The following is a 25,457-nucleotide window of genomic DNA, read 5'->3' on the forward strand; positions in this document are numbered from 1 at the left end:
CCTCACAAGGGGATGTTGCCGTGCTTCTTCGCCGGCAGGGTCTGACGTTTGGTCCGCAGGGTCCGCAGCGCCCGCGCCACGTGCAGGCGGGTTTGCGACGGCGTGACGACCTGGTCGACGTAGCCGCGTTCGGCGGCCAGGTACGGGCCGCCGTGGTGCTCGCGGTACTCGTCGGTGAGCCGGCGGCGCGCCGCTTCCCGCTGTTCCGGGGGCAGGGCGGCCAGTTCACGCCGGTGCAGCACCTGCACCGCGCCTTCGGCCCCCATCACCGCGATTTCGGCGGTGGGCCAGGCCAGCACGACGTCGGCGCCGAGGTGCTTCGAGCCCATCACCGCGTAGCCGCCGCCGTAAGCCTTGCGCACGACGACGGTCACCTTCGGCACCGTCGCCTCCGAATAGGCGTAGATCAGCTTGGCGCCGCGGCGGATGATCCCGCCGCGTTCCTGCCCGGTGCCCGGCAGGTAGCCGGGGACGTCGGCGAGGGTGAGCAGCGGGATGCCGAAGGCGTCGCAGAAGCGCACGAACCGGGCGGCCTTCTCGGACGCGTCGATGTCGAGGACGCCGGCCTGGTGGCGTGGCTGGTTGGCGACGATGCCGACCGTCCGGCCCTCGACCCGGCCGAACGCGCAGATCATGTTGGCCGCGAAAGCGCTGTGCACCTCGGTGTACTCGCCGTCGTCGGCCAGCGCGGCGATCAGCTCGGCCATGTCGTAGGTCCGGTGCGGCGAGTCGGGCACCAGCCGGTCGAGCGCGAGGTCGGCCGGCGTGACGACCGCGCTGGTGTCGTCGGCGTATTCCGGGGCGAGGTCGAGGTTGTTCGACGGCAGGTAGGCGAGCAGGGTCTGCACCCACTCGACGGCGTCCTCCTCGTTCGCGGCCCGGTGGTGGGCGTTGCCGGCCACTTCGGACTGCACGGCCGCGCCGCCGAGCTCCTGCGCGGTCACCCGCTCGCCGGTGACGGCGTGCACGACGTCCGGGCCGGTGACGAACATGTGCGAAGTCCCGTCGACCATCACGGTGAAGTCGGTGATCGCCGGCGCGTAGACGGCGCCGCCCGCGCACGGGCCCATGATCATCGAAATCTGCGGGATGACGCCGGACGCGTGGGCGTTGCGGCGGCCGAGCTCGGCGTAGTACGCCAGCGAGACGACGCCTTCCTGGATCCGCGCGCCGCCGGAGTCGTTGATCCCGACGACCGGGCAGCCCAGCGACATCGCGAGGTCCATCACCTTGAGGACCTTTTCGCCCGAGACCTCGCCCATGCTGCCGCCGAAGACGCTGAAGTCCTGCGAGAACACGCAGATCTGCCGCCCGTCGACGGTGCCGTGCCCGGTCACGACGCCGTCGCCCCACGGCCTGTTCGCGTCCATCCCGAACTCGGCGCACCGGTGCCGCGCGAACTGGTCGAGTTCCACGAAGGACCCGGGGTCCAGCAGCAGCCCGATGCGTTCGCGCGCGGTCAGCTTGCCCTTGGCGTGCTGCCGGTCGACGGCCCGCTTCTCGGCGATCCGCACGGCTTCGTCCTGCCGGGCGGCAAGGTCGGCGATCCGGAACGCCGTCCCCGGCGTGAGCTCGTCCATCACCGCACCACCGTTCCGAGCCGGGCAGCGAGCGCGGCGGCCAGCGCCGTCACGTGCGGCGGGTCGATCATCGACACGTGGTCACCGGGCACCCGCACGACTTCGAGGGCGCCGCAGTACGCGTCCCAGCCGAGGGTGTCGTCGGTGCGCAGGTACCGCGGGTCCAGCGCGGTGGTCAGCGGGTGCGGTTCCTGCGCCCGCAGCAGCACCACGCGCCCGCCGCAGGGCTCGGGGAAGTACCGCTCGGCGACCCGGGCGTCCACATAGGACTCGTACTGGTGCCGCAGCACGCCGGCGCCGAGGTCCGGCACGAGCTCGGCCAGCTTCGCCATGACCCACCGGATCTGGGCGTCTTCGTCGAGCCGCGTGAGTTCCTCGCGCGGTACCGAGAACGGCACGCCGTACGTGCGCGAGACGTGGTCGGCGAACCGGTCGAAGCGGTCCAGCAGCAGCTCTTGCACCGGTGTGCCCGGTGCGGGCAGCGGCAGGATGGTGTCGATCAGGAACACCAGTTCGGCGCCGCCGAGCTGCCGCGCGGTCTCGTAGGCGAGGCAGCCGCCGAAGGACCAGCCGCCGAGCCGGTAGGGCCCGTCCGGCTGGATCTCGCGGACCAGCTCGGCGTAGCAGGCGGCCTTGGCCTCGACGGTGTCCTCGTCGTCGATCCGCTCGAACCCGTACACCGGCTGCCCTTCCGGCAGCAGCCGCACGAGTTCGCGGTACACGCTCGCCCGGCCACCCGCGGGGTGGAACAGGAACACCGGATCGCCGGCCCCGTCCCGCAACACCCGCACCGGCCCGCCGCCGTGCCCCTCGAGCTCGTCCCGCACCAGATCGGCCATCGCGGCGACGGTCGGGGTGTCGAACAGCCGCTCGGGCAAGACATCGAGCTCGGCGGCGAACAGCGCCCGCAGCCGTTCCGGATCCCCGCCGGCGGCGAAGAAGTCGTCGTGCACCCCGGGTTCGGCCCCGCCGACGACGGTCCGCCAGTGCCGCGCGACCCACCGTTCAGCGGGATCCCGCGGCCCGGCGACCACCCGCTCGACCGGCGCGGCGGTCCCGAACCCGGCCTGCTCGGCGAGGTGCCCGGCGAGTTCGGCGAGGCTGGCTCCGCGCAGGAGGAGCGGAATCGGCAGCGGCAGCCCGAAGTCGCGTTCGACGGCGCCGCGAGCGCGCATGGCCGAGAGCGAGTCCAGCCCGAGCCGGGTGAGCGGCACGTCCCGATCGACTTCGGCGAAGCCGAGGAGTCCCGCGATGAGCCCGGCGAGGTGGTCGCCGATCGCGGCCCTGGCCTGCTCGGGCGTCGCCGCCCTCAGTGCCTCCACACCGTCCCAAGTGGACTCGCGCCGCGGGGTGAAGATTTCGAAGAACGGACGTTCGCCGAGACGTGGAAACATTTCCAGCACGGTTTCGGCGTCGATGCGGGCGACCCCGGTCTCTCGCCGATCCCGCGCCAGCACGGCGTCCAAGGCGGCCAGGGCTTCTTCGGTACCGAGCGGGGTGAGCACCGGATTGACCGACCCGGCCGCGGCGCCGACCTCGCCCCAGGCACCCCAGTTGATGGTCGCGGCGGGAAGCCCCCGCGCCCGCCGCCAGGCGACGAGGGCATCGGCCCAGGCGTTGGCACTGGCGTAGGCGGCCTGCCCCGGCGACCCGAACAACGCGGCGGCGGAGGAGTAGACGAGCCACCAGTCGAGGTCGTGCTCGGCGGTCGCTTGGTGCAACCGCCAGGCACCCAGAGCTTTGGGCCGCCAGACGGCTTCGATCGTCGGGCCATCGAGGGTGATCGCGGCCCCATCGCCAAGCACCCCGGCGGCGTGCAGCACCCCACGAAGCGGCACACCCCCTTCGACGGCAACCGCAACCAGCTCCTCGGCGATCCCCGGCTCGGCGATGTCGCCGGGCACCACGCGGACTTCGACGCCCGGGTAGGCGCGGGACTGAGCATTTTCGGCCTGGTCGCCGGTCACTTGCCCGCCCACGCCTGCCTCGGCGAGACCACCAGCCACTTCCCCAGCCGCGGCCACCTCGGCGAAACCGCCGGCCGCCTGCCCACCCGCGGCCGCTTCGGCGAAACCACCGACCACTTGCCCACCCACGCCTGCCTCGGCGAGGCCACCGGCCACTTGCCCACCCACGCCTGCCTCGGCGCAACCGTCAACCCCTTCCCCAGCCGCGGCCGCTTCGGCAGAACCGCCGGCGCCCTGCTCAGCCATGCCCGGCTCGGCGAGGCCACCGGCCACTTGCCCACCCGCGCCTGCCCCGGCGAGCTCACCAGTCACCTGCCTGCCCGCCCCGGCGAGCCCGCCGGCGGCTCGCCCAGCCAAGCCCACCTCGGCGAGACCATCGGCGGGCCGCCCAGCTGCGGCCGCTTCGGCGAAGCCGTCGGCGCCTTGCCCAGCCATGCCCGGTTCGGCGTGGCTGTCAGCCGCTCGCCCACCCACGCCCGGCGCGCCAGCCGTTCGCTCAGTCGCGCCCGAATCGGCGAGGTTCGCAGCCGAGCCCCCCTCGGCGCGCTGCGATCCGAAGCCCAGCTCGGCCGGGTCCACCGCACGGCGGCTGCTGAGCACCACCCGCGTCGCCCCGCGCTCGGCCAGCCACTTCGCCGCCACCAAACCGAGGCCGCCCAGCCCACCCGTGATGATGTACGCGCCCTCCCGCACCGGCTCGCGGATCGGGTCGCCGAGCTCCGGACGGGAGAGCCTCCGCGCGTACCGGACACCGTCGCGCCAAGCGATCTCGTCGTCCGGGGCGTCCGCGTGGATCTCGTCGCGCAACCGGGCGAAGTCGTCGCAGTCCACCAGCGACGCCCGCAGCTCCGGGTGCTCGAACGCGAGCACCCGCATCAGCCCGCGCACCGCAGCCGGACCGGGATCGCCCGCCTCACCGGGCCGCACGGCCTGCGCGCCCGCCGTGACCAGCCACAACCGCGGCGGTGCCGGCAGCTCGGCCAGCTCGGCGACGACCCCCGTCAGCGTCTCGACCAGCCGCGCGGCCGCCTCGGGGTCCGGACCGCCCGCCGAACCCAGGCGGGCGATGACCGCGGTCGTCTCACCGTCCCGCAACAGCTTCGCCAGCGCCGCGCGGTCTCCGAGACCGGCGGTGTCCAGCTCGATCCAGTGGTGCTCGCGCGACGGTGCCTCGGGCAGCTCCACCGGCTGCCAAGCCGCCTCGAGCAGGAGGCGCCCCACCGCCGCATCGCGCAGCCGGCGGCAATAGACGTCGCGGAACTCCACCAGGATCACGTCCTCGGCGTCGACCAGCTGGACGCTCCCGAGCAGGCCGTCGCCGGACGGCGCGACCACCGCGTCCACCCGCACGCCCCGCCGGGGTTCGCCCGCGACGACCACCTCGCCGATCGAAAGCGGCAGGTAGAGGCCGTCCGCCGAACCGACCGCCGCGGCCAGTGCGTGCAGGCAGGCGTCGGCGAGGGCCGGGTGCAGCACGTACGCCGGGTGGTCGGCCTCGGGCAGTGCGATCGACGCCGACGCGCGGCCGCCGCTGGCCACGACCCGGCGCAGGCCGCGGAACGCCGGCCCGTAGGACTGCCCCAGCTCCGCCAGCGCGCGGTAGACGTCGACGGGCTCGCCCTCGACCGCCCCGAGCGGCGGGGACGGCGTCCCGCCGGTCCCGATCCGCGCGGTGGCGTGGCGGACCCACTCGCCGGACGCGGACCTGGCGTGCACGCTCAGCTCGCCGCCGGTCAGGGTGGTCGTCACCTCGGTGTGCCCGGCGAGCGGGAGCACCTCCCGCAGTTCGAGGTCGAGCACGTGCCGGCCGGCGGCCAAGGCCAGCTCGAGGAACCCGGTCGCCGGGAACACCGGGCGGTCCCGCACGGTGTGGTCGGCCAGCCACGGCAGCACCTCGGTGCCGACGTCGGCGCGCCAGAGGTGCCCGCCGTCCGGGTGTTCGATGTGGACACCCAGCAGCGGGTGGCCGCCGCCGGCGCGGACGGGCCGCCGCGGCCAGAACCGCTCGTGCCGCCAGACCGGCCCCGGCAGCTCGACCGGCGCCGCCGCGGGCCGGGCGGCGAGCACGCCGGGCAGGCCCAGCACGTGCAGCCGGGCGAGGCTGGTCAGGAACGCCGTCCGCTCGTCGGCCCGGCGGCTCCCCGACGCCAGGCCGAGCACGCCGGCCTGCTCGATCGCGGCCAGCGCGACGGGGTGCGGCGCGATCTCGACGAAGACGGTGTGCCCGTCGCCGGCCGCCGCGGCGAGGGCCTGGCTGAACCGCACCGGACGGCGCAGGTTCGCGGCCCAGTACTCGACGTCGAACGCGGGCGTCTCCCGCGGATCGTCGAGAACGCTGCTGTAGCAGGGAATTGTGGCCGGACAGGGGACGAGCCCGGCCAGGTCGGCGCGCAGCCGCCCGAGCACGGCGTCGACGGCGGCGGAGTGCCCGGCCCCGCCGACCGGCAGCCGTCTTGCCAGCCTGCCGAGGCTCTCGGCGTGCTCGACCAGCGCTTCGACCTGGTCGGCGGGCCCGCTGACGGTGCACTGCGTCGCCGACGCGTACACCGCGATGGCGACCTCGGGGAAGTCCGCGAGTTCGGCCGGCGACAGCTCGACGACGGCCATCGCCCCCTCCCCCGACTCGTCGAGTTCGGTGAGCAGCCGTGCCCGGGTGGCCATGACCAGCAGGCCATCGCCGACGTCCAGCGCCCCGGCGACCACGGCCGCGGCGACCTCGCCCATGGAGTGCCCCAAGACAGCGGCCGGCGTGACACCGTGCGCCCGCCACAGCGCGGCGAGGGCGAGCTGCACGCCGAAGAGGGTGAGCTGGGTCGCGGCCAGGTCCGGCAGGTCGCGGCTCAGTGCCTCGCGCAGCGAAAACCCGGCCTCCGCACGGAAAACGGGATCGAGCGCGTCGACCTCGGCCCGGAAGGCGGGCTCGGCGCCGAGGAGGAGCCTGCCCATCCCGCACCACTGCGAACCGTAACCGGAGAAGACGAAGACGACGCTGGGCTCGTGCTCGGCTTCGCCCACGACACCGCGGCCCGCCGCCAGCTCACGCAGGGCCTCGACCACCTCGCCGCGGCTCTCCCCCACCACCGCACCCCGCGCCGGCAGGTGCTCCCGCCGGTGGGCCAGCGTCGCCGCGACCGCCCCCAGCGGCACATCGGACGCGGCGAGCCAGTCCGCCAGCTCCCCGGCCCGCGCCCGCACCACCCCGTCCGACCGCGCCGAAAGCGCGAACACCTGCGGCCCCGCCGACTCCCCCCGAGGCGGGAACGCCGCGGCGGGCCACTCCTCCAGCACGACGTGGGCGTTGGTCCCCCCGAACCCGAACGCCGAGACCCCGGCCCGCGCGGTCCCGGAGTACCGCGGCCACGAAGTCCCCTCCGTGACCACCCGCAGCCCGCTGAAGTCGATATACGGATTCGGCGTGCTGAAGTGCAGGCTCGCCGGCAGCCGCCGGTACGTCATGGCCAGCACCACCTTGAGCAGCCCGGCGATCCCGGCCGCCCCTTCGAGGTGCCCGAGGTTGCTCTTCACCGACCCGAGCAGCAACGGCCGGTCCGCGCCGCGCCCGAGTACCGCCGTGAGTGCCCCCGCCTCCAGCGGATCCCCCAGCGGCGTGCCGGTCCCGTGCGCCTCGACGTAGTCCACAGTGGACGGATCGATGCCCGCGTAGGCGTCCCGCAGCAGTGCGGCCTGCGCCTCCGGGTTCGGCGCCGTCAACCCGTTGGAGCGCCCGTCCGAATTCACCGCGCTGCCGCGCACCAGCGCCAGCACCCGGTCGCCGTCCCGCCGGGCCGCGCGCAACGGCTTCAGCACGACCACGCCGCAGCCCTCGCCCCGGACGATCCCGTCCGCGCTCGCGTCGAACGGCTTGCACCGGCCGTCGGCGGCGAGCACCCCCGCGCGGTGGAAGCCCGCCGTGATCCCCGGCGACAGCAGCACGTTCACCCCCGCCGCCAGCGCGAGCTCGCTCTCGCCGCGGCGCAGGCTCTCCACCGCCTGGTGCACCGCCACCAGCGACGACGAGCACGCCGTGTCCAGCGTCAGGCTCGGCCCGCGCAGGTCGAGCAGGTACGACAGCCGGTTCGCGGCGATGCTCGCCGCCGCGCCGGTGCCCGACCAGACGTCGACGCCCGCGACGTCGGTCATCGTCAGCGAGCCGTATTCGGTGGCCGACAGCCCGACGAACACGCCGGTCCGGCTGCCGCGCAGGCGCTCCGGCGGGATCCCGGCGTGCTCCAGCGCCGCCCACGCGACCTCCAGGAGGATCCGCTGCTGCGGGTCCATCGCCTCGGCTTCGCGCGGGGTGATGCCGAAGAACGCCGCGTCGAACCCGGCGACGTCGTCGAGGAAACCGCCGCGCGCCGGCAGCCCGGCCAGGTCTTCCGCGGGCGCGAACGTCTCCCAGCGGCCTTCCGGGACGTCGCCGATGGCGTCCCCGCCGCCGTCGAGGAACCGCCAGAACGCCGCCGGCGACTCGAGCCCACCCGGCAGGCGGCAGCCGAGGCCGACGATCGCGATCGGCTCCCCGGCCTCCCGCCGCGGCTCCGGAACCGGCGCCGTCTCCACTGTGGACAGGTGGGCGGCGAGCGCGGCGATCGTCGGGTACTGCCAGACGAGCGTCGGCGCCAGCGGCCGGCCGACGAACCGGCCCAGGTCGGCGGCGAGCACCGTCGCGTCCCGTGAGGACAGTCCGAGTTCCTGGAGCGGGCGGTCGGCGTCGACGTCGCCGAGCCGGGCGAGCAGCCAGGCGCGGATCCCGGCCGCGTTCACCCGAGCCGCCGCTCGGTCAGCGAACCGTCCGCATAGGACGCCCGGGAGCGCGCCCGGCTGATCTTGCCGCTCGACGTGCGCGGCACCTCGCCGGGCGCCAGGAAGACGACGTCGTGCAGGCGCAGCCCGTGCCCGGCCGACACCGCGGCCCGCAGGTCCGCCGCGGCGTCGGCGACGCCGGCTTCGAAGTCCTTGGCGCGTTCCAGCACGACCACCGCGGCCTCCCCGTCGGGGACTTCGATCGCGAACGCCGCCGCCGAGTGCGGTCGCACGGCGGGATGCGCTTCCACGGTCTGCTCGATGTCCTGCGGGTAGTGGTTGCGGCCGTCGACGACGACCAGGTCCTTGAGCCGGCCGGTGACGAACAGCTCGCCGTCGAAGACCACGCCGAGGTCGCCGGTCGCCAGCCAGCCCTCGCCGGTGTCCGGGTCGAGCGGGGGCAGGCCGAAGGTCGCCGCCGACGCGTCGGGCCGTCCCCAGTAGCCGCGGCCGACGTTCGGGCCGCTGACCCGGATTTCGCCGACTTCCCCCGGCTCGACGTCGCTCCCGGTCACCGGGTCGGCGATCCGCACCCGCTGGCCCGCCGGGCGGCCGCACGAGACGAGCGTCGTGCCGGACGCGGCCGGCACGGCGAGCCCGGCGGCGAGGCGGTCCCGGTCGAACGTGACCTGCCGGGCCACTTTCCCGCTGTCCGTCACGGAAACGAGCACGGTGGCCTCCGCCAGGCCGTAGGAGGAGCGGTGGACCTCGGGTCGCAGCCCGCACCCGCCGAATGTGTCCTGGAACTTCGCGATGGTGGCCGGCAGCACCGGTTCGCTGCCGTTGATCAGCGACACGACCCGGCTCAGCTCCAGGAAGTCCTTTTCGGCCTCGGTCACGCGGGAAGCGCTGTAGGCGTAGGCGAAGTTGGGGGCCGCGCTGATCGCGCCCGGACTCGCGGAAAGCGCTTGCAGCCACCGCGCCGGACGTTCGAGGAACGCCAGCGGGTCCATCAGCACCGAAGCCATCCCGCCCATCATGGGCGCACCGATGCCGAGGATCAGGCCCATGTCGTGGAACAGCGGCAGCCAGCTGACCGTCGACGTCGTCCGGCTCTCGACCCCGTAGGCGGCGCAGGCTTGACGCGCGTTGGCGAGCACGTTCCGGTGGGTCAGCACGACCCCGGCGGGCGACCGCGTCGACCCCGACGTGTACTGCAGGTAGGCGGGCGCGTCGGGATCCGGCCGGGGCCACTCGCGCGCTTCGGCTTCCGGCAGCGCGTCGACGGCGACAACCTCCGGCCCGGCGGTGAATTCGCAAACAGCGTCGAAGTCGGCCGAGGTCGTCAGCACGACCCGCGGGGTGCAGTCGGCGAGCGCGCCGGCGAGGCGGCCCTCGTGGCCGGGCAGGCCGGGCGCGAACAGCGGCACCGCGACCAGCCCCGCCCGCAGCGCGCCGAGGAACGCCACGACGTAGCCGACCGACTGCCCGGCCAGCACCGCCGCCCGCTCCCCCGGTGCCGCGAGGTCCGCGAGCCGCGCGGCGACCGCGTCGACGCGCTCGTCGAGGGCACGCCAGGAGAGCGTGACCGCGCGACCGTCCGCGGTGGCGCGGTAGTCGAGGTGCGTCACGGCGGTTTCGTCGCCGAGCACCCGCGCCCACCGGCCCAGCAGGGTCGCGAACGATTCGCCGTCGCCGAGCGTTTCCGGTGTACCGGGAATCGGCTGGGAAATGGTTTCCATGGTCCCTCGCAGAGAGCGTTTACCGGCGCAGTGAATAGCCGCGCCCGTGCGGTTGTCAATCGGCGGATCCCGGATGCTCACCGGGAAACGGGTCAGGGCACCGCGCGTTTGTCACGCGGCGACGAAGTGTCGGCGGAACGGGCCTTCGACACGCGCACGGCCAGCAGCGCACCGGCGAACGTCAACCCGGCCGCGGCGAGCAGCCCGGTGGTGTAGCCTCCGGCCAGCGCGGCCGGGGGTGCGGTACCCGCTTCGAGCCGCGCCGCGCGCACCGCCGTCAGCACCGCGCCGATCAGCGCGACACCGAGCGCGCTCGACAGCTCGCGCGCCGCGGTGAGCAAGCCCGACGCCGTGCCGGAATGCCGCTCCGCCACGACGTCCAGCGCGTGCGACGTCATCGGGACGGTGAACGCCGAGCCCGCCCCGATCAGGACCAGGCCGGGCACGCGGGGCCAGATCTGCGGGATCGCGTTCACCGCGGCGAGCGCGAGCAGCCCGGCCCCGACCACGGCGAGCCCCGCCGCGACCGTCCGAAGTGGACCGTGGTGGGCGACGGCTCCCGGCACCAGCGGCGTCGCGGCGACGACCGCCACCGCGACCAGCACCAGGGGCAGCCCGGCGCCGACCGGGCCGAGGCCGAGGAACTCCTGGTGCAGCAACGGCGTGAAGAAGAAGATCCCGGAAATCCCGAGTCCCCACAGCAGCTGCAGGCCGAGCGAGCCGGCGAACACGCGGTTCCCGGTCAGCTCCGCGGGGACCAGCCGGTCCCGCGCCCGCCGCTCCCGGACGGCGAACCCCACGCCGAGCGCGGCACCCGCGGCGAACAGCGGGAGCGCGAACCGGGGTTCGGCCAGTGCGGCGGTGAGCAGCACCAGGCTCGCCGTCACCAGGACCATCGCCGCGAGCGGCGGCGCGCGGGTGTCCCCACCGGCCCGGCCGGGGACCGTCGGCAGCAGCACCAGCATCGCCACCACGAACGGGAGGTTCACGAAGAAGATCCAGGCCCAGCCGAGGTATTCGCTCAGCACCCCGCCGAGCGCGGGGCCGAGCGCCAATGCCGCGGCGAGACACGCGGTCCAGACCGCCGCACCGAGCGTGCGACCGCGCGCGTCGAGGTTCGTGCGCAGGAGGCTGAGCAGGCCCGGCACCAGGAACGCGGCCGCCATCCCCTGCAGCACCCGGGCGGCGACCAGCAGCCACAGCGACCCGGCCAGCCCACCTGCCGCCGCGCCGAGCCCGAACGCGAGCAGCGCGGCGGTCAGCGTCCGACGAGGACCCCAGCGGTCGGCCAGCGCGCCCCCGGCCGGTAGCAAGCCGGCGAAGGGGAGCATGTAGCCGAGCGCGATCCACTGCAGCGCATCGAGGTCGAGAGCGAGGTCGCGGCCGATCGACGGCGCACCGGCGGCAACGATGGTGTTGTCGAGCGTCGTGACGAACGCACCGAGCGCGAGGAGTACGAGGGTCTTCATCGCGTGCTCCCCACCGGCTCTGGGGTGAGGACGGGCCGCCGTCGCGGGAACCACCAGTTCGCGGCGCCGAAACGGGCCATCACGGCGGGCACGAGCACGCAGCGGACGACGACCGCGTCCAGCAGCACGGCGACGGTCAGCCCGACCCCCGCTTCCCGCACGACGCGGGCGTCGACGAAGGCGAACGACACGAACACCAGCGCCATGATCAGCGCGGCCGCGGTGATGGTCCGGCCGGTCGCCGCGACGCCGTCGACGACCGCGGCCCGGGTGTCGCCGTGGCGGCGCCAGGCTTCCTGGATGCGGGCGATGAGGAAGACCTCGTAGTCCATCGAGAGCCCGAACAGACCGGCGAACAGGAACACCGGCAGGTACGGCTCGATCGGGGCGCCGAAGGTGCAGACCACCGCGCCGGTCGTCGCGGCCGCGGTCAGCAGGTTCATCACCGCCGCCGTCAGCGGGATCAGCACGCTGCGGAACACCCAGGCGAGCAGCAGGACCGCGATGCCGACGACGCTGACCAGGAACACCGGCAGCCGCGCGGTGATCGCCGCCGAGAAGTCGGCTTGGGTCGCGGCGATCCCGCCGACGTGCGCGTCCGGGCCGCCGATGGTCGCCGCCATGGTCCGCGTCCAGGCCAGCAGCCCGGCGGTGGCCGGGTCGCCGGGCGCGGTCCGCGGGACGACGGTGAGCAGCCAGCCTCCGCCGGGCAGCGCGGTCGGCGGGCCGGCGTCGGCGCGGGCGAGCACCGCTTCCCGCAGCGTGCCCAGCGAGGCGTCGCCGGTGCCCACCACCAGCAGCGGGGCGCCGGCGCCGGGCCCGAACCCGTCGGTCAGCAGCTCGGCGCCGGTCCGGGTGATGCTGCCGGGCGGATCCTGCGCGGCGTCCGGCACGCCGAGCCGCAGCCCGGTCATCGGCAGCGCGAGCACGGCCACGACCAGCACCGCCGCCAGCGTGTACGGCCCGGGCCGCGCGGTCACCGAACGCGCCAGCCGGGCCCAGCGGCCGCCGTTCCCGCCGGGCTTGACGCGCATCCGGGCGACGGGCCGCAGCAACGCGGGCAGCAGGGTCAGCGCGGCGAGCGCGGTCAGCAGCACCGAAACCGCGGCGGCCACGGCGATCCCGTCCAGGAACGGCATGCCGACGGTCAGCAGGCCGCCCAGCGAAACGCACACGGTCACGCCGGCGAAGACCACGCTGCGCCCGGACGTCGCGGCGGCGGTGGCCAGCGCGACCGGCGGCGGGGCGCCTTCCCCGAGGCCCTGCCGGTAGCGGGTCAGCACGAACAGCGCGTAGTCGACGCCGACGCCGAGCCCCAGCAGCGCGGCGATCTCGGTGCTGATCTTCGGGACGGTCATGACGTGCGAAAGCAGCGTGACCGTGGCCAGTGCGCAACCCACCGAAACCGCCGCCGTGAGCACCGGGAGCAGCACGCACGTCATCGAACCGAAGGTCACCAGCAGCACCAGGGCCGCGGCGAGCAGGCCGATCCCGGCGTTGCCGAGGTCTGGCGCGGCCGCCGTCATCGCGGCGAGTTCGCCGGCGGCCCCGGCGGTCAGGCCCCGGGCGTCGCGCACGACCGCGGCCAGCGCGTCGGCCACCGGCTGCCCGAGGTCCGCGGCCGGCGCGTCGAACCGCACGCCGAGCACGGCGGTCCGCCGGTCGGCGGAGAGCCCGCCAGGGGTGACCGCGACGACGTGCGGCAGCGCGGCCAGCCGGGCGGCGAAGTCGTCGAGCCGGGCCCGGCCGGTGCCGGTGTCGAGCGGGCTGTCCGGCGTGCGGGCGACGACGCGTTCCTCGGCCCCGCCGGCACCGTTGCCGCGCAGCAGGTTCGCCGCCGCCGTGCTGTCCGCGGCGGGCAGGTCGATCGTGTCGCGGAAGGCCGCGCCGGTGTGCAGCGCGGCGGAACCGAGGCCGCCCAACGCCACCAGCCACAGCACGACGACCGCGGCGGCGCGCCGGGAGCACCACGATACGAGCGTCGTCATCCGGCCTCCTCGGTTGATCACGCTAACAACGAGGAAGGGCGCGAAGATACCGTCCCGCACCACAAATCGAGCCGCGGAAACCCTTGTGCGCGTGAGTGTTCCGCCGTTTGGCGGACAGGTGACAATAGTGGCCGCCGCCATTGGTCCCCACGTGACAGAACCCGGTCGCGCGGCAGGATCGGCGGTTGCCAACTCCGATCCCGTGTGAGTACATGACCTTCGCGCACCGGTGCCGGAAAGGGGTTGTGGCATGACGACGACCACCCAGGTGATCCCGAGACCCCGGGGCACCGGCCGCGCCCGCCAGCTGTGGTGCTCGCTGCCGGCGGAGGTCGCGCGGCGGTTCCGGCCGCACGCCGACCCGCTCGCCCGGCGGATCCTCGAGGAGGTCCAGCGGGCCGTACCGGAGTACGCCAAGCCCCTCGAAGGCGAGTTCGGCAAGGTGATCGTGCTCGCGATCGAGCAGGCGGTGCTCAGCTGCATCGACAGCATCGAAGACCTGCCGTCCACACCGGACGATTGGGCGAACTTGTTCGTGGAGGTCGGCAAACGCGTCCACCACGACGGCGGCAGCGTCAACTCGCTGCAGGCGGCCTACCGCGCGGGCGGCCGCGCGGCGTGGCGGTACATCGCGGAACTCGGGCAGGCGCACCGGTTCCCGGCCGCAGTGCTGTGCATCGGCGCGGAGGCGATTTTCGCTTACGTGGACGAGATTTCGGCGTATTCGGTCGAGGGGTACACGCTGGCGCAGGCGATGGCGACGGGCACGCTCGAACGCCGTCGCCGCCGGCTGCTCGAACTGCTGCTCGCCACCCCGCCGTCGTCCCCGGCGACGCTCGCGACGATGGCCGAAGCCGCGCGGTGGCCGATGCCGGAGCAGGTCGCGGTCATCGCGCTGGAGCCGTGGACCGGACCGCACCCGCCTTCACTGCACTTCGCCGACGACGTACTCGTGGACCTCGACGGTCCCGAACCCTGCGTGCTGACCCCGCACCCGGACCGTGACCTGCTCGGCCTCGAAGGCCGCCTGCCCGGCCGGCGCGCGGCGGTCGGCCCCCGCGTCCGCCCGGCCGACGCGGCGACGTCGGCGAGCTGGGCCCGCCGCACGCTCGCCCTGGCCCGCCGCGGCCTGGCCGGCGACCAGCCGGTGGCGCACACGGCCGACCACCTCGCGACGCACTGGCTGCTGGCCGACCGCTTCCTGCTGGACGAGCTGTCGGCGAAGGTCCTCGCGCCCTTCGCCGATCTGACGGCGAAGCAGCAGACCCGGCTGGCGGAGACGTTGCTGTGCTGGCTGGAGCACAACGGGAGCACGCCGGAGATCGCACAGACACTGGGGATCCACCCCCAGACGGTCCGCTACCGGGTGGGCCAGCTGACCGAGCTGTTCGGCGACCGGCTGGCGGATCCCGCGCGGCGCTTGGAGATCCAGATGGCGTTGCGCGCCCACCAGCTGCTGGGAACACCCGCGTCGGGCTCTTGACCGCGCCCCGCGCGCGATCCTAGAGTTCCGGCACGGTGTTAGCGTTAACAGCGTGCTGGAGGGCGTCCCGATGACCGCACCCGTTCCCGAGTTCTTCGGCCGCGCCGGCGACGAGGACGTCCACCGCCACACGCTGACCCACCCCGGCGGCCTCACGGTGCGGATCCTCGACTACGGCGCGGTGATCCAGTCGATCGAGGCCCCGGACCGCGACGGCCGGTGTGAAGACGTCGTCCTCGGCTACCCGGACCTGGCCGGGTACGTCGCGAACAACCACCCGGACGCGGCCCGGGTCTTTCTGGGCGCGGCGATCGGCCGTTTCGCCAACCGCATCGCGGGCGGCACCTTCACCCTCGACGGCGTCCGCCACCGCGTCCCGCAGAACGACGGCAAGAACAGCCTCCACGGCGGCCCGGCAGGATTCGACACGCGAGTGTGGTCCGCGACGGTGCTGCCCGACGGGGTACGTCTGACCCTGATCAGCCCGGACGGCGACCAGGGGTACCCCGGCTGCCTGACGACCGAGGTGACGTACCGCCTCGAGGCACCGGGACGGCTGCACATCGGTTATCGCGCGACGACGGACGCGCCGACGGTCGTCAACCTGACCAACCACACGTATTGGAACCTGGCCGGCGCGGGCGATGTGCACGACCACCACGTGGAGATCGCCGCGAACCACTTCTGCCCGACGGATGCGGGCCTGATCCCCCTAGGCGCGCCGGTCCCGGTGGCGGGCACGCCGTTCGACTTCCGCCACCCGTCCCGGATCGGCGCACGCATCGGTTCCGGCGACCCCCAGCTGAGGCTTGCGGACGGCTACGACCACAACTGGGTGTTGGCGGAGGGGGCTCCGTTCGCCGCGCGCGCGTGGGACCCGGCGTCGGGGCGCCTGCTCACGATGCGCACGACGGAGCCGGGCCTGCAGTTCTATTCGGGCAACCACCTGCCCGAGCGCGGCGCGGGGTTCGCGTTGGAGGCACAGCACTTCCCCGACTCACCGAACCACCCGGACTACCCGACGACGGTGCTCCGCCCGGGCGAGACGTACCACCAGGAGACGGTGTACGAGCTCAGCACAGCGGACGGCCTGCCTGCGGAGTGATGGCGGCCCGCCACCGCCGGCCACCCGACCGCGGCGGTGGCGTCGGCGGCTATGGAGCGGCACGGGCCGCGCCGGCGATGCGGCCCGCAGTAGTTGGCCCCTCGAGTGCGGCGGACCGCCTGCCGGCCGGCACCGCAGCCGCCTGGCCGCGGCGGGTGGCCAGCGGCGGGGTGAGCAAGCGGGCCGCAGCGGCGCGACCGGATGGCCGCCGGTGGGGGGTGCGAGCGCCCGGCACCCGCAAGGACCAGACCGCCGCCGTGCGACCGGATGCGCCGGCGGAGTGAGCAAGCGCCCGGCACCCGCAACAACCGAGCCGCAGCGGCGCGGCCGGATGGCCGTCGGCGGGATGAGCAAGTGCCCCGCACCTGCAGCCGCCTGGCCGCAGCGGGTGGCTGCCGGTGGCGTGAGCAAGTGCCCCAGCGCCCGCAACGACCGGGCCGCCGCGGTGTAACCGGGTGACCGCCGGTGGAGTGAGCAGGTACCCGGCACCCGCAACGACCGGGCCGCCGCGGTGCGGCCGGGTGACCGCCGACGGGACGAGCAAGCGCCCCGCACCCGCAGCCGCCTGGCCGCAGCGGGTGGCCGCCGGTGGAGTGAGCAGGTATCGGGCACCCGCAACAACCGAGCCACCGCGGCGTGGCCGGGTGGCGTGAGCAGCGGTCCGGCCGTGGCGGCGCCCTGGCGGTGGCGTGGGTGACACTTCGGTCACTCGCGCCGCGGTGCGCGGTTACCCTCGCCGGTCATGGGAGATCTTTCCGCCGACCTTGCGCCCACCGGTGTGCTGCGGGCCGCCATCAACCTCGGCAATCCCGTGCTCGCGCACGGGACCGCGACCGAACCCGGCGGGGTCACCGTTGATCTTGCGCGGGAGGTGGGCGCGCGCCTGGGGGTCGAGGTCGAACTCCGGTGCTTCCATGCCGCCCGGAAGTCGTTCGAGGCGCTGACCTCGGGTGCCGCCGACCTGTGCTTCCTGGCGATCGAGCCGGCGCGGGCGGCCGAGGTCGCCTTCACCGCTCCCTACGTCGTCATCGAGGGGGTGTACGTCGTGCCCGACGGGTCGCCGGTCCGGTCGCCGGGGGACGTTGACCGGCCCGGGGTGCGGATCGGTGTCAAGCAGGGGTCGGCGTACGACCTCTACCTCACCCGGACGCTCTCGCACGCCACGATCGTCCGCGGCGAGGACGGGGTCGCCGTCTTCGAGGAGCAGGGCCTCGACGTGGCCGCCGGGATCCGGCAGCCGATGACCGCCTACGTCGCCGCGCATCCCGGGAAGCGGGTCGTCGATGAGCGGTTCATGCAGATCCAGCAGGCCGTCGGGACCACCCCGGACCGCCGGCCCGAGACCATCACCTTCCTTCGTGACCTGGTCGAAGAGCTCAAGGCGAGCGGGTTCGTCGCCGACGCCCTGCGCCGCGCGAACCAGGCCGACGCGACCGTCGCGGACTGACTCTCAGGCCAGCCGGGGCAGCACCTGGGTGCGCCAGGCTTCGAAGAACTTCTCCTGGTCGGGCCCGATCTGCTGGACGTACACCTCGTCGAACCCAGCGTCGGCGAACTCGCGGACGGCCTCGACGTGCCGGTCGGCGTCCGGGCCGCACGGGAACTGCTCCCGGACCATGTCCTCGGTGACCAGGCTGGCCGCGGCTTCGTAGTCGGCCGGGGTGGGCAGCACCGACGGCAGCCGGCCGGGGAGCAGCTCGTTGCGCCACAGCCGGTGCGCGGTGCGCACGCCGTCGTCTTCGGAGTCGGCCCAGCACACCTTGAGGCCGCCCTGCACCGGCCGGTCGCCGCCGCCCGCCTCGCGGTACTGGCGGACCAGGTCCGCGTCCGGCATGACGGTGCAGAAGCCGTCGCCGGCGCGCGCGGCCAGCTCGGCGGCCGCGGGGCCGAACGCCGAGACGTAGATCGGGACGGGCTCGTCGGGCACGGTGTAGAGCCGCGCGTGGTCGACCGTGTAGTGCCGGCCGCGGTGGTTGACCTCCTTACCGGTGTGCAGCTCGCGGATGACGTCGATCGCCTCTTCGAGCATCTCCAGCCGCACCGGCGGCGAGGGCCACCGCTCCCCCGTGACGTGCTCGTTGAGCGCCTCCCCGGTCCCCACCCCGAGCACGAACCGGCCCTCGAACTGGACCGCCGCGGTGGCGGCCGCCTGCGCGACGACCACGGGGTGCGTGCGGATGATCGGGCAGGTCACCGCCGTCGAGATCGGCAGCGACGTCACCTCGCTGAGCGCGCCGAGCACCGACCAGACGAACGGGCTGCTGCCCTGCTCGTCCAGCCAGGGGTGGAAGTGGTCGGAGATCCACAACCGCTCGAAGCCGGCGGCCTCGGCGAGCCGGGCCTGGCGGACCAGCTCACGCGGCGAGAACTCTTCGGAAGACAGGAAATAGCCGACACTCACCATTCCCGGGGGCTACCACCGGCGCGCCCGCCGAAACCCCCGCACCGGGTTGTCCGGACGTTGATGTCCGGTCCTCGCGCCCCGGCGCCGGACAACGGCCGTGCGTTAGACCTGAAGATCATCTGATCTGGAGGGGACGACCACCATGACTCGCCTGCCGGCCCTCGCGCTGACCTTGCTCGTCTGCGCCGCCACCGTCCACGGCCCGGGCGGCGCCGCCTTTCGCTGCCGCGTTCGAGCACGCTGACCGGGGCGTCGGCGCGCACTCGATCGCGGTGCACCGGGTGCTCACCCGGCTCTCGGTGGAGCCCGCCGGCCCGGGGAAGCCGGTGCGGATCCACGTCGTGCTGGCGGAGGTGACCGTGACGACGGCCTTCGTGACGCCGGGACAGTCGGCCGAGGTCCGGCGCCCCTGACCTCGGGAGGCCCACCGGCATCGATCATCCGTTGCCGCCGTCATCGATGCGCTATTGCGTCTTCTCGACGGTCGCAACGAGTGCTACGTTCCTCGGGGTGCAGGTCGAGACCCGAGGGGCTGCGATGAGGCTTACTCCCAGCGCTCACACCGACTCGTTCTGCCGCGACCGCCTGCCACCCGGCGAGCAGTGGCCGCGGCTGGTGTTCGACCTGCCGGAGCTGAGCTACCCGGACCGCCTCAACGCCGCGACGGCACTGCTCGACGCCACGGCCGCCCGCCTCGGCCCGGACCGCCCGTGCCTGCGTTCACCGCACGAGACGTGGAGCTACGGCGACGTACTGGCGCGCGCCAACCGGATCGCACACGTGCTCACCGCCGAGTTCGGTGTCGTGCCCGGCAACCGCGTGCTGCTGCGCGGCACCAACACGCCGTGGCTCGCCGCGTGCTGGCTCGGTGTCCTCAAGGCAGGGGCCGTCGCCGTCACGACCATGCCGATGCTGCGCCGCCACGAGCTCGACAAGATCGCTGACCGCGCCCGCCCGAGCGTCGCCCTCTGCGACGAGCGCCTGCTCGACGAGCTGCCGCCCGGCCTGCCCGCGGTGCCCTTCGGCACCGAGACGGCCGAGCTGGCCGGCCGCTGCGCCCGCCACCCGGCGACCTTCGCCGACGTGCCCACGGCCGCCGACGACGTCGCGCTGCTCGCCTTCACCTCCGGCACCACCGGGACACCGAAGGCGACCATGCACTTCCACCGCGACCTGCTCGCGATCGCCGACACGTTCTCCCGGCACGTCGTGCGCCCCACCGCGGACGACGTGTTCTGCGGAACGCCGCCGCTGGCGTTCACCTTCGGCCTGGGCGGCCTGCTGGTGTTCCCGCTGCGCGCCGGCGCGTCCACGCTCCTGGTGGAACGCGCGACGCCCAAGGAACTGGCCTCGGTCGTCGCCGAGCACGGCGTGACCGTGCTCTTCACCGCGCCGACCGCCTACCGCGCGATCCTCGGCGCCGGCGACGGGCCGCTCCTGGCCGGCGTGCGCCGCGCCGTCTCCGCCGGGGAAGCGCTGCCCGGCGCCGTGGCCGAGCGGTACCGCGAGGTCACCGGCCGCCCGCTGATCGACGGCATCGGCAGCACGGAGCTGCTGCACGTGTTCATCTCCGCGGCCGACGACGACGTCCGCCCCGGCCGGACCGGCAAGGTCGTGCCCGGGTTCCGCGCCGCCGTCCTCGACCTCGACGGCGCGCCCGTGCCCGACGGGACCCCCGGCCGGCTCGCGGTCCAGGGCCCCACCGGCTGCCGCTACCTCGAAGACCCGCGGCAGGCCGACTACGTCCGCGACGGCTGGAACATCACCGGCGACACCTACGTCCGCGAGTCCGACGGCTACTTCAGGTTCGTGGCGCGCAGCGACGACATGATCGTCTCCTCCGGTTACAACATCGCGGCCCCGGAGGTCGAAGAAGTGCTGCTGACACACCCCGACGTCGAGGAGTGCGCGGTCGTCGGCACGCCCGACCCGGACCGGGGCTCGGTCGTGACCGCCTTCGTCGTGCCGCGACCCGGCGCCGCTCCCGGCCCGGACCTCGTGCACGCCCTGCAGGAGCACGCCAAAACCGTTGCGGCGCCGTACAAGTACCCGCGCCGGGTGCGCTTCATCGACGCGCTGCCGCGCAACGCCAGCGGGAAGCTCCAGCGGTTCCTGCTGCGCGAGCGCTGACCGGGGTGACGGACCCGCTGCCGAGGTGGGGTGGCGGTGGGCCCGTCACGTCTGAGGGAGGTCGAGGACATGACCCCAGCTTAGCCGAACATTCGAACACGTGTTCGCGTCTGTTCAGGTGAATTCCGACCACGAAAAGTCACCATGACCCCGGCTTTCCCGCCCGTTACAACACTTCCGGGCGACATTAAGTCCTCAATGGACAGTCACAGAGCACCACAAACGCGCTCCGGGGACCGGACGGCGGCCCGTCACGCGCCCGGCCACCCGCCGCGGACGGGGTCCCGCGAAGCGCGGTAAAACTCCGGACACGGCCCTGACCTGGTCCGCAGGACCATCACCCTGGCGCGCCGCGGAGGCGGTCGCCGGGGCCGGAACCCGACCCCATAAGGTTTTCGCGCAGCCATCCGGAGGTGAACGCCAGCGTGCCCGAGGTCGACTACTACGAGGTGCTCGGCGTCCGCCGGGACGCCACGGCGTCCGACGTCAAAACGGCCTACCGCAGGCTGGCCAAGAGCATGCACCCGGACGGCGGCGGCACCGTCGGCACGTTCCGGCTGCTGCGCGAGGCCTACGACGTCCTGAGCGACCCCGTCAGCCGCGCCCGCTACGACTCCGGCGGCGCCACCGTGGTGCCCGTGCCGGTCCGCCCGCGGCCCCGGCGGCGTTTCGGCGACGAGCCCGGGTTCGTCCCCGACCTGCCCGACCTGGACGCCGAAGACCTGAGCTGGTGGCACTTCGCCGGCGAGGACACCCGGATGCGGCACGGCCGCCGCCGCGGGCCGGGGCACACGCCGGTCGTCGCCGCGGTGGCCGGGATGGTGCTCGTGCTGCTGCCGCTGGTCACCGGGGTCGGGTTCTCGCCGCCGGTGCTCGTCGTGTGGCTGCTGCTGACCGCGGGCACGGCAGTGCTCGTCCAGCGGCTGGCGCGCGGCTACCTGCGCGCCGCACGGGCCCGCGACGCCTACGCCGAGGAGTTCGGCGGCCGCACCACCTTCGGCGCGCCGGGCACCGAACGCGACGAGCTGGCCGAGCGCCTGACGGCCGAGCTGCTCGAGGCCTACCTGACCCGCCTCCCCGGCGCCCGCATCTTCCACGGCCTCGCCTGGCCCGGCTCGGTGTTCGCCGACGTCGACCACGCGGTCCTGTGCGGCAAGCGCCTGGTGCTCATCGAGTCCAAGCTCTGGCTGCCGGGCCACTACGAGACCGCCGAGGACGGACGCCTGCTGCGCAACGGGAGGCCGTTCCGCGGCGGCGGGAGCCGGCTCGCCGAGAGCCTCGCGGCCTACCGCGACCTGCTGCCGGGCGTGGCGCTGCGCGGCGCGATGATCGTGTACCCGAGCCGCAGCGGCGACCTGACCACGGCCGACCCCGGCGACCTGACGGCGGCCCCGATGACGCCGGAGGAGTTCCTCCACGAGATCGGCGAGTGGCTGGCGGCCGATCCGTCCACTGTGGACCACCAAGCGCTGCGGACGGTCCGCGACCAGGTCGTCGGCGGAGGCGGCCGCGCGGCGTGACCCGGCCCGCCTCGCTCTCGGCGCGCGGCGGCGAGCCAGGGCTGTGCCGGACCGGCGTGGCTGGTCCGGCGGTCACACCGTCATGAACGAGTCGTTCACCTCGCCGGACGCGGTGAAAGGGTCGTTCATGGCTTCCGGACCCGCCGGCCCGCCACGCGGGGTCGCCGGACCAGCGGCGCCGGCCCGATGAGCCCCGCCGCCACGCTGGGCACCGTCCTGCTCGCCTACCTCCCGGCCGCGGTCTCCCCCGGCCCGAACTTCATCCTCATCGCCCACACCGCGGCCGCCGGCACCCGCCGGGCCGCGCTGGCCGTCGCGCTCGGGGTCGTCGCCGCCGGGGGGCTCCTGGCCGCCGTCGCCGTCTTCGGGCTCGGCGCCGTCCTGGCGCACCACCCCTGGCTCGCCACGACCCTCCGCATCGTCTGCGGCGCCTACCTGGCCTGGCTCGGCCTCCGCCTGTGGCTGACCGCCAAGGCCCCGGAATCCGCCCCGCCGGAAGCCCGCGGCAACGCGTTCCGCCGGGGCGTCGTCAGCAACCTCACCAACCCGAAGGCCGCGGCCTTCTTCGGCAGCGTCCTGACCGCGACCCTGCCGCCCACCGAGCCCACCGCCGTCAAGGCCGCCGCCGTCGCGCTGATCGTCGCCGCGTCGGCGGCCTGGCACCTGAGCGTGGCCCTGCTGTTCTCCTCCCCCGCCACCCAGCGCTGGTACGCCCACGCGAAACCGGCCCTCAACCGGGTCGTGGGCACGATCCTCGTCGTACTCGGGGTCGTCCTGGCCACAACGCCGTGAAGGCCCCCTCGCGGCGGGCGAGGAGGCCTTCACGAACCCACGAGAACTACCGGACGCCGCCCGAAGCGCGCTGCTTCTGCGCGTGCGCGGAGCGGGTGCAGACCTCGCCGACGTCGACCGTCTGGCCGCGGTCGACGAAGACGTCCGCCACGCCGACGAGCTTGCCCTTCGGCGACGAGCACGTCAGCTGGTAGGCCTCCTTCGTCCCGTACGTCGGCGGGATCGGCGACGAGAACGACACGTCCCCGGCCCAGTCGTCGACGGCGTTCGGGTCGGCCTGGTCGTAGTTGACCACCACGGCCTTGTAGTCGCCGGCCGGCGGGTCGAACAGCACGGCGTGCTCGGACGTCGTACCGCCGTTGGCCGACGAGCTGACCAGGTTGCCCGCCGAGTCGTAGACGTAGAGGTCCCAGTCGGTCGCGGTGTTCGCCCAGTTGATGTTGACGCTGAACTTCCCGTTGTCGACCTTGGGCAGGCCGTCGACGTGGAAGGTGAACGAGTCACCCGCTGCGTCGGCCGGGTAGTTCTGGTTGATCGGCGGCACGCCGGCCGGGTTGGCGACCGCGTAACCCTGCTGCGCCGGGCCCTGCGGGTCGCGCCCGTACCGGCCGGCCACGTACGGCCGCGTCGACGGGTTGACCGACCAGGCGAAGCGCCCGCCGGAGGTGGTGAACTTCGAGTTCAGGTCGTCGGTGTAGTAGATCGGCGGCTTGGTGGAGCCGTCGGGCTGGATCACCGGCGACGTCGGCGTCTGGAACGTCTTGTGCAGCTTGAGCTGGTAGCCCTTCGGCGCCGAACCGATCAGCGTCGAGTGCTGCTGCGGGTCGGCCGCGTTGCCCAGCATGTCCAGGAACGCCTGCCGGTTGCCGCCCTTGCCGGCCCCGGCCGCGGGGGCCAGGCCTTCGTACTCCGCCACGACGCTGTCGGCGTAGGGGCCGTGGAAGCCGTTGCCGCCGACCTCGATGGTGAAGCCCCAGCCACCGGTGGCCCAGTACGACCAGTCTTCGGTGGTGCCGGTGGTGTCGTAGAGCGCCCAGCTCGGCTCGCTGGTGTAGCCGTTGCGCGAGGCCAGCTTGTCGCCGAGGGCCTTGTACTGCGGTTCCTCCAGCGGCGCGCGGACGTCCGCCACGCCCGGCGGGCGCAGCACCAGCGCGGCGACGGTGTGCATCGTGATCAGGTTCGTGACCTGGCGCGACGACACGATCGAGCGAACGTTGCGCACCTCGGGCTCGCTGAACGGCGCGGACCCGCGGAAGGTGTCGCCGCTCCAGGACAGCTCGGCGCCGTTGCCGCCCCAGAAGCCGCCGTAGTTGCGGTTCGGGTCGGTGCCGCGGACGCGCCCGCCCGGGTTCGCCTTGCACACGCCGGTCGCGAACTGCGGCGGCGAGTCGTTGACGTTGCAGTTCTTGCGCTTCATTTCGTAGTCGAACCGGGTGAAGTCACCCTTCGGCTCGGCCTCGCGGGAGATCTCGAAGCCGTCCGGGTTGACGATCGGCACGATGATGTTGCGCGTCTTGCTCACCATGCTGCGGATGGCGGCGTCGTGCGAGTAGCCGTTGATCAGCTCGTACGCCCACTCGATGACGTGCTCGGCCGCCGGCCACTCCCGGGCGTGGTGCACACCCATGGTGAAGTTGACGGGCTTGCCGTCGGTCATGTTCTTGACGTCGGTGGCGATCTCGACGCCGACGACGTCGCGGCCTTCCCAGGTCGATTCCGGCATGGTGAACGCCGAGACCAGGTTCGGGTTCTTGCGGGCGAGCTCCTTGAGCTCGTAGTTGTACTCGTAGAGGTGCCGGTAGCTGGTGCGCCCGGACGGCAGCGCGGAGGCCGCGGTCTTCGCGGCGTACTCGCGGTCGGTCTTGGCGTCCTGGACCGACTTGGCCGACAGGTCCGCCTCGACCACCTTCGACTTGAAGCCGCTGTCCTTGAGCGTCTTGCGGTCGGCGTCGTTCGCCAGCACCACTTCGACGCCGGTCGCGTCGCCCTTCTCGGTGACGTCGAGGCCGAGGCCGTTGAGCTTGTTCTTGTCGGCGCGCGTCGGCGTCTCGACGCGGACGAGCTCCGCGCGCTGCGACGCGGCCGCGGTGCCGGTCGGCGTGCCCTGCGGGGTCAGCGCGAGGAAGTCGACGCCGAGCTGGGCCTGCCCGGCCGAGCCGCCGTAGCGGCAGCCCTGGACGACGAGCTGCTGGCCCTTCTTCACGAAGCTCTCGGCCAGTTCGTGGGTGCGCAACGCGGTCGACGCGGCGACGACGGCGCCGGTCGCCTTGTCGAAAACGGCGACGTCCCAGTCGCCTTCGGTGCCCGGGGTCGCCTTGAGGCGGGCCTGGACGAGACCGTCCACGGTGGACGTCAGCTCGCGGCGATCGGTGCCCGAGGTGCCCTTGGGCAGCACTTTCGCGAAGCACGAGCGGGGTACGGACTTGTCGGCGCGCAGGATGTTCTGCGCCGCACCGGCGGTACCGGCCGGTAGCGCGACGAACGTTCCGGCCAGCGCGACGGCCGAAGCCAGCAACACTAGCCGTCTTGGTGAA

14 protein-coding genes are annotated in these 25,457 nt (G+C 73.8%); 7 read left to right on the forward strand and 7 right to left on the reverse strand.

Translation table 11 applies throughout. From position 1 onward, the window contains the following. Positions 1–2: 2 nt before the first annotated feature. The 5 genes from ACLJQM_RS26635 to ACLJQM_RS26655 all read right to left on the reverse strand — a co-directional run bounded on the left by ACLJQM_RS26635 (position 3) and on the right by ACLJQM_RS26655 (position 13,489). Positions 3–1,580 carry an acyl-CoA carboxylase subunit beta gene (locus tag ACLJQM_RS26635; RefSeq protein ID WP_410633169.1) on the reverse strand — a complete coding sequence of 526 codons (1,578 nt, stop codon included), beginning with the start codon at positions 1,578–1,580 and terminating at the stop codon, positions 3–5. Further along, positions 1,580–8,311, reverse strand: coding sequence for a beta-ketoacyl synthase N-terminal-like domain-containing protein (locus ACLJQM_RS26640; protein ID WP_410633170.1), 6,732 nt, complete (start codon positions 8,309–8,311; stop codon positions 1,580–1,582). Before ACLJQM_RS26640 ends, ACLJQM_RS26635 begins: the two co-directional genes overlap by 1 nt. Next, a complete protein-coding gene (locus ACLJQM_RS26645) occupies positions 8,308–10,032 on the reverse strand; it encodes a fatty acyl-AMP ligase (RefSeq protein ID WP_410633171.1) in 1,725 nt (574 codons plus the stop codon). Before ACLJQM_RS26645 ends, ACLJQM_RS26640 begins: the two co-directional genes overlap by 4 nt. A gap of 92 nt (positions 10,033–10,124) precedes the next feature. Further along, positions 10,125–11,501 (reverse strand): MFS transporter, encoded by a 1,377-nt coding sequence (locus ACLJQM_RS26650; protein ID WP_410633172.1) that lies wholly within the window; start codon positions 11,499–11,501, stop codon positions 10,125–10,127. Then, positions 11,498–13,489 (reverse strand): MMPL family transporter, encoded by a 1,992-nt coding sequence (locus ACLJQM_RS26655; RefSeq protein ID WP_410633173.1) that lies wholly within the window; start codon positions 13,487–13,489, stop codon positions 11,498–11,500. Before ACLJQM_RS26655 ends, ACLJQM_RS26650 begins: the two co-directional genes overlap by 4 nt. A 250-nt stretch (positions 13,490–13,739) precedes the next feature. On the opposite strand from ACLJQM_RS26655, the gene ACLJQM_RS26660 reads away from it, so the two are divergent. From ACLJQM_RS26660 to ACLJQM_RS26670, 3 genes are all read left to right on the forward strand, one after another. After that, the gene (locus tag ACLJQM_RS26660; RefSeq protein WP_410633174.1) at positions 13,740–14,972 is read left to right on the forward strand and encodes a helix-turn-helix domain-containing protein; all 1,233 of its coding nucleotides are present in this window, start codon (positions 13,740–13,742) and stop codon (positions 14,970–14,972) included. A 52-nt stretch (positions 14,973–15,024) separates the two neighbouring features. Continuing rightward, positions 15,025–16,077, forward strand: a complete 1,053-nt coding sequence (locus ACLJQM_RS26665; protein WP_410633175.1) for an aldose epimerase family protein — start codon at positions 15,025–15,027, stop codon at positions 16,075–16,077. 742 nt (positions 16,078–16,819) lie between these two features. Continuing rightward, complete coding sequence (locus ACLJQM_RS26670) at positions 16,820–17,524, forward strand: transporter substrate-binding domain-containing protein (protein ID WP_410633176.1); 705 nt, start codon at positions 16,820–16,822, stop codon at positions 17,522–17,524. A 3-nt stretch (positions 17,525–17,527) separates the two neighbouring features. On the opposite strand, the gene ACLJQM_RS26675 is transcribed toward ACLJQM_RS26670, so the two are convergent. Further along, positions 17,528–18,481 (reverse strand): TIGR03557 family F420-dependent LLM class oxidoreductase, encoded by a 954-nt coding sequence (locus ACLJQM_RS26675; protein WP_410633177.1) that lies wholly within the window; start codon positions 18,479–18,481, stop codon positions 17,528–17,530. Between the two features lie 281 nt (positions 18,482–18,762). Between ACLJQM_RS26675 and ACLJQM_RS26680 the strand changes: the two genes are divergently transcribed. The 4 genes from ACLJQM_RS26680 (at position 18,763) to ACLJQM_RS26695 (ending at position 22,923) form a co-directional block, all read left to right on the forward strand. Next, entirely contained in the window at positions 18,763–18,894 is a 132-nt protein-coding gene (locus tag ACLJQM_RS26680) for a hypothetical protein (RefSeq protein WP_281506315.1), read from the forward strand. A 124-nt stretch (positions 18,895–19,018) separates the two neighbouring features. Continuing rightward, positions 19,019–20,611, forward strand: coding sequence for an AMP-binding protein (locus ACLJQM_RS26685; RefSeq protein ID WP_410633178.1), 1,593 nt, complete (start codon positions 19,019–19,021; stop codon positions 20,609–20,611). A gap of 425 nt (positions 20,612–21,036) precedes the next feature. Continuing rightward, positions 21,037–22,131 carry a J domain-containing protein gene (locus ACLJQM_RS26690; protein WP_247024289.1) on the forward strand — a complete coding sequence of 365 codons (1,095 nt, stop codon included), beginning with the start codon at positions 21,037–21,039 and terminating at the stop codon, positions 22,129–22,131. Between the two features lie 186 nt (positions 22,132–22,317). After that, positions 22,318–22,923, forward strand: coding sequence for a LysE family translocator (locus ACLJQM_RS26695; RefSeq protein WP_360776088.1), 606 nt, complete (start codon positions 22,318–22,320; stop codon positions 22,921–22,923). A gap of 46 nt (positions 22,924–22,969) precedes the next feature. Here ACLJQM_RS26695 and ACLJQM_RS26700 read toward each other — a convergent pair whose 3' ends face one another. Beyond that, entirely contained in the window at positions 22,970–25,441 is a 2,472-nt protein-coding gene (locus ACLJQM_RS26700) for a M14 family zinc carboxypeptidase (protein WP_410633179.1), read from the reverse strand. Positions 25,442–25,457 lie beyond the last annotated feature (16 nt).

This window comes from Amycolatopsis sp. cmx-4-83, assembly GCF_046548815.1.
Taxonomy (GTDB): Bacteria; Actinomycetota; Actinomycetes; order Mycobacteriales; family Pseudonocardiaceae; genus Amycolatopsis; species Amycolatopsis pretoriensis_A.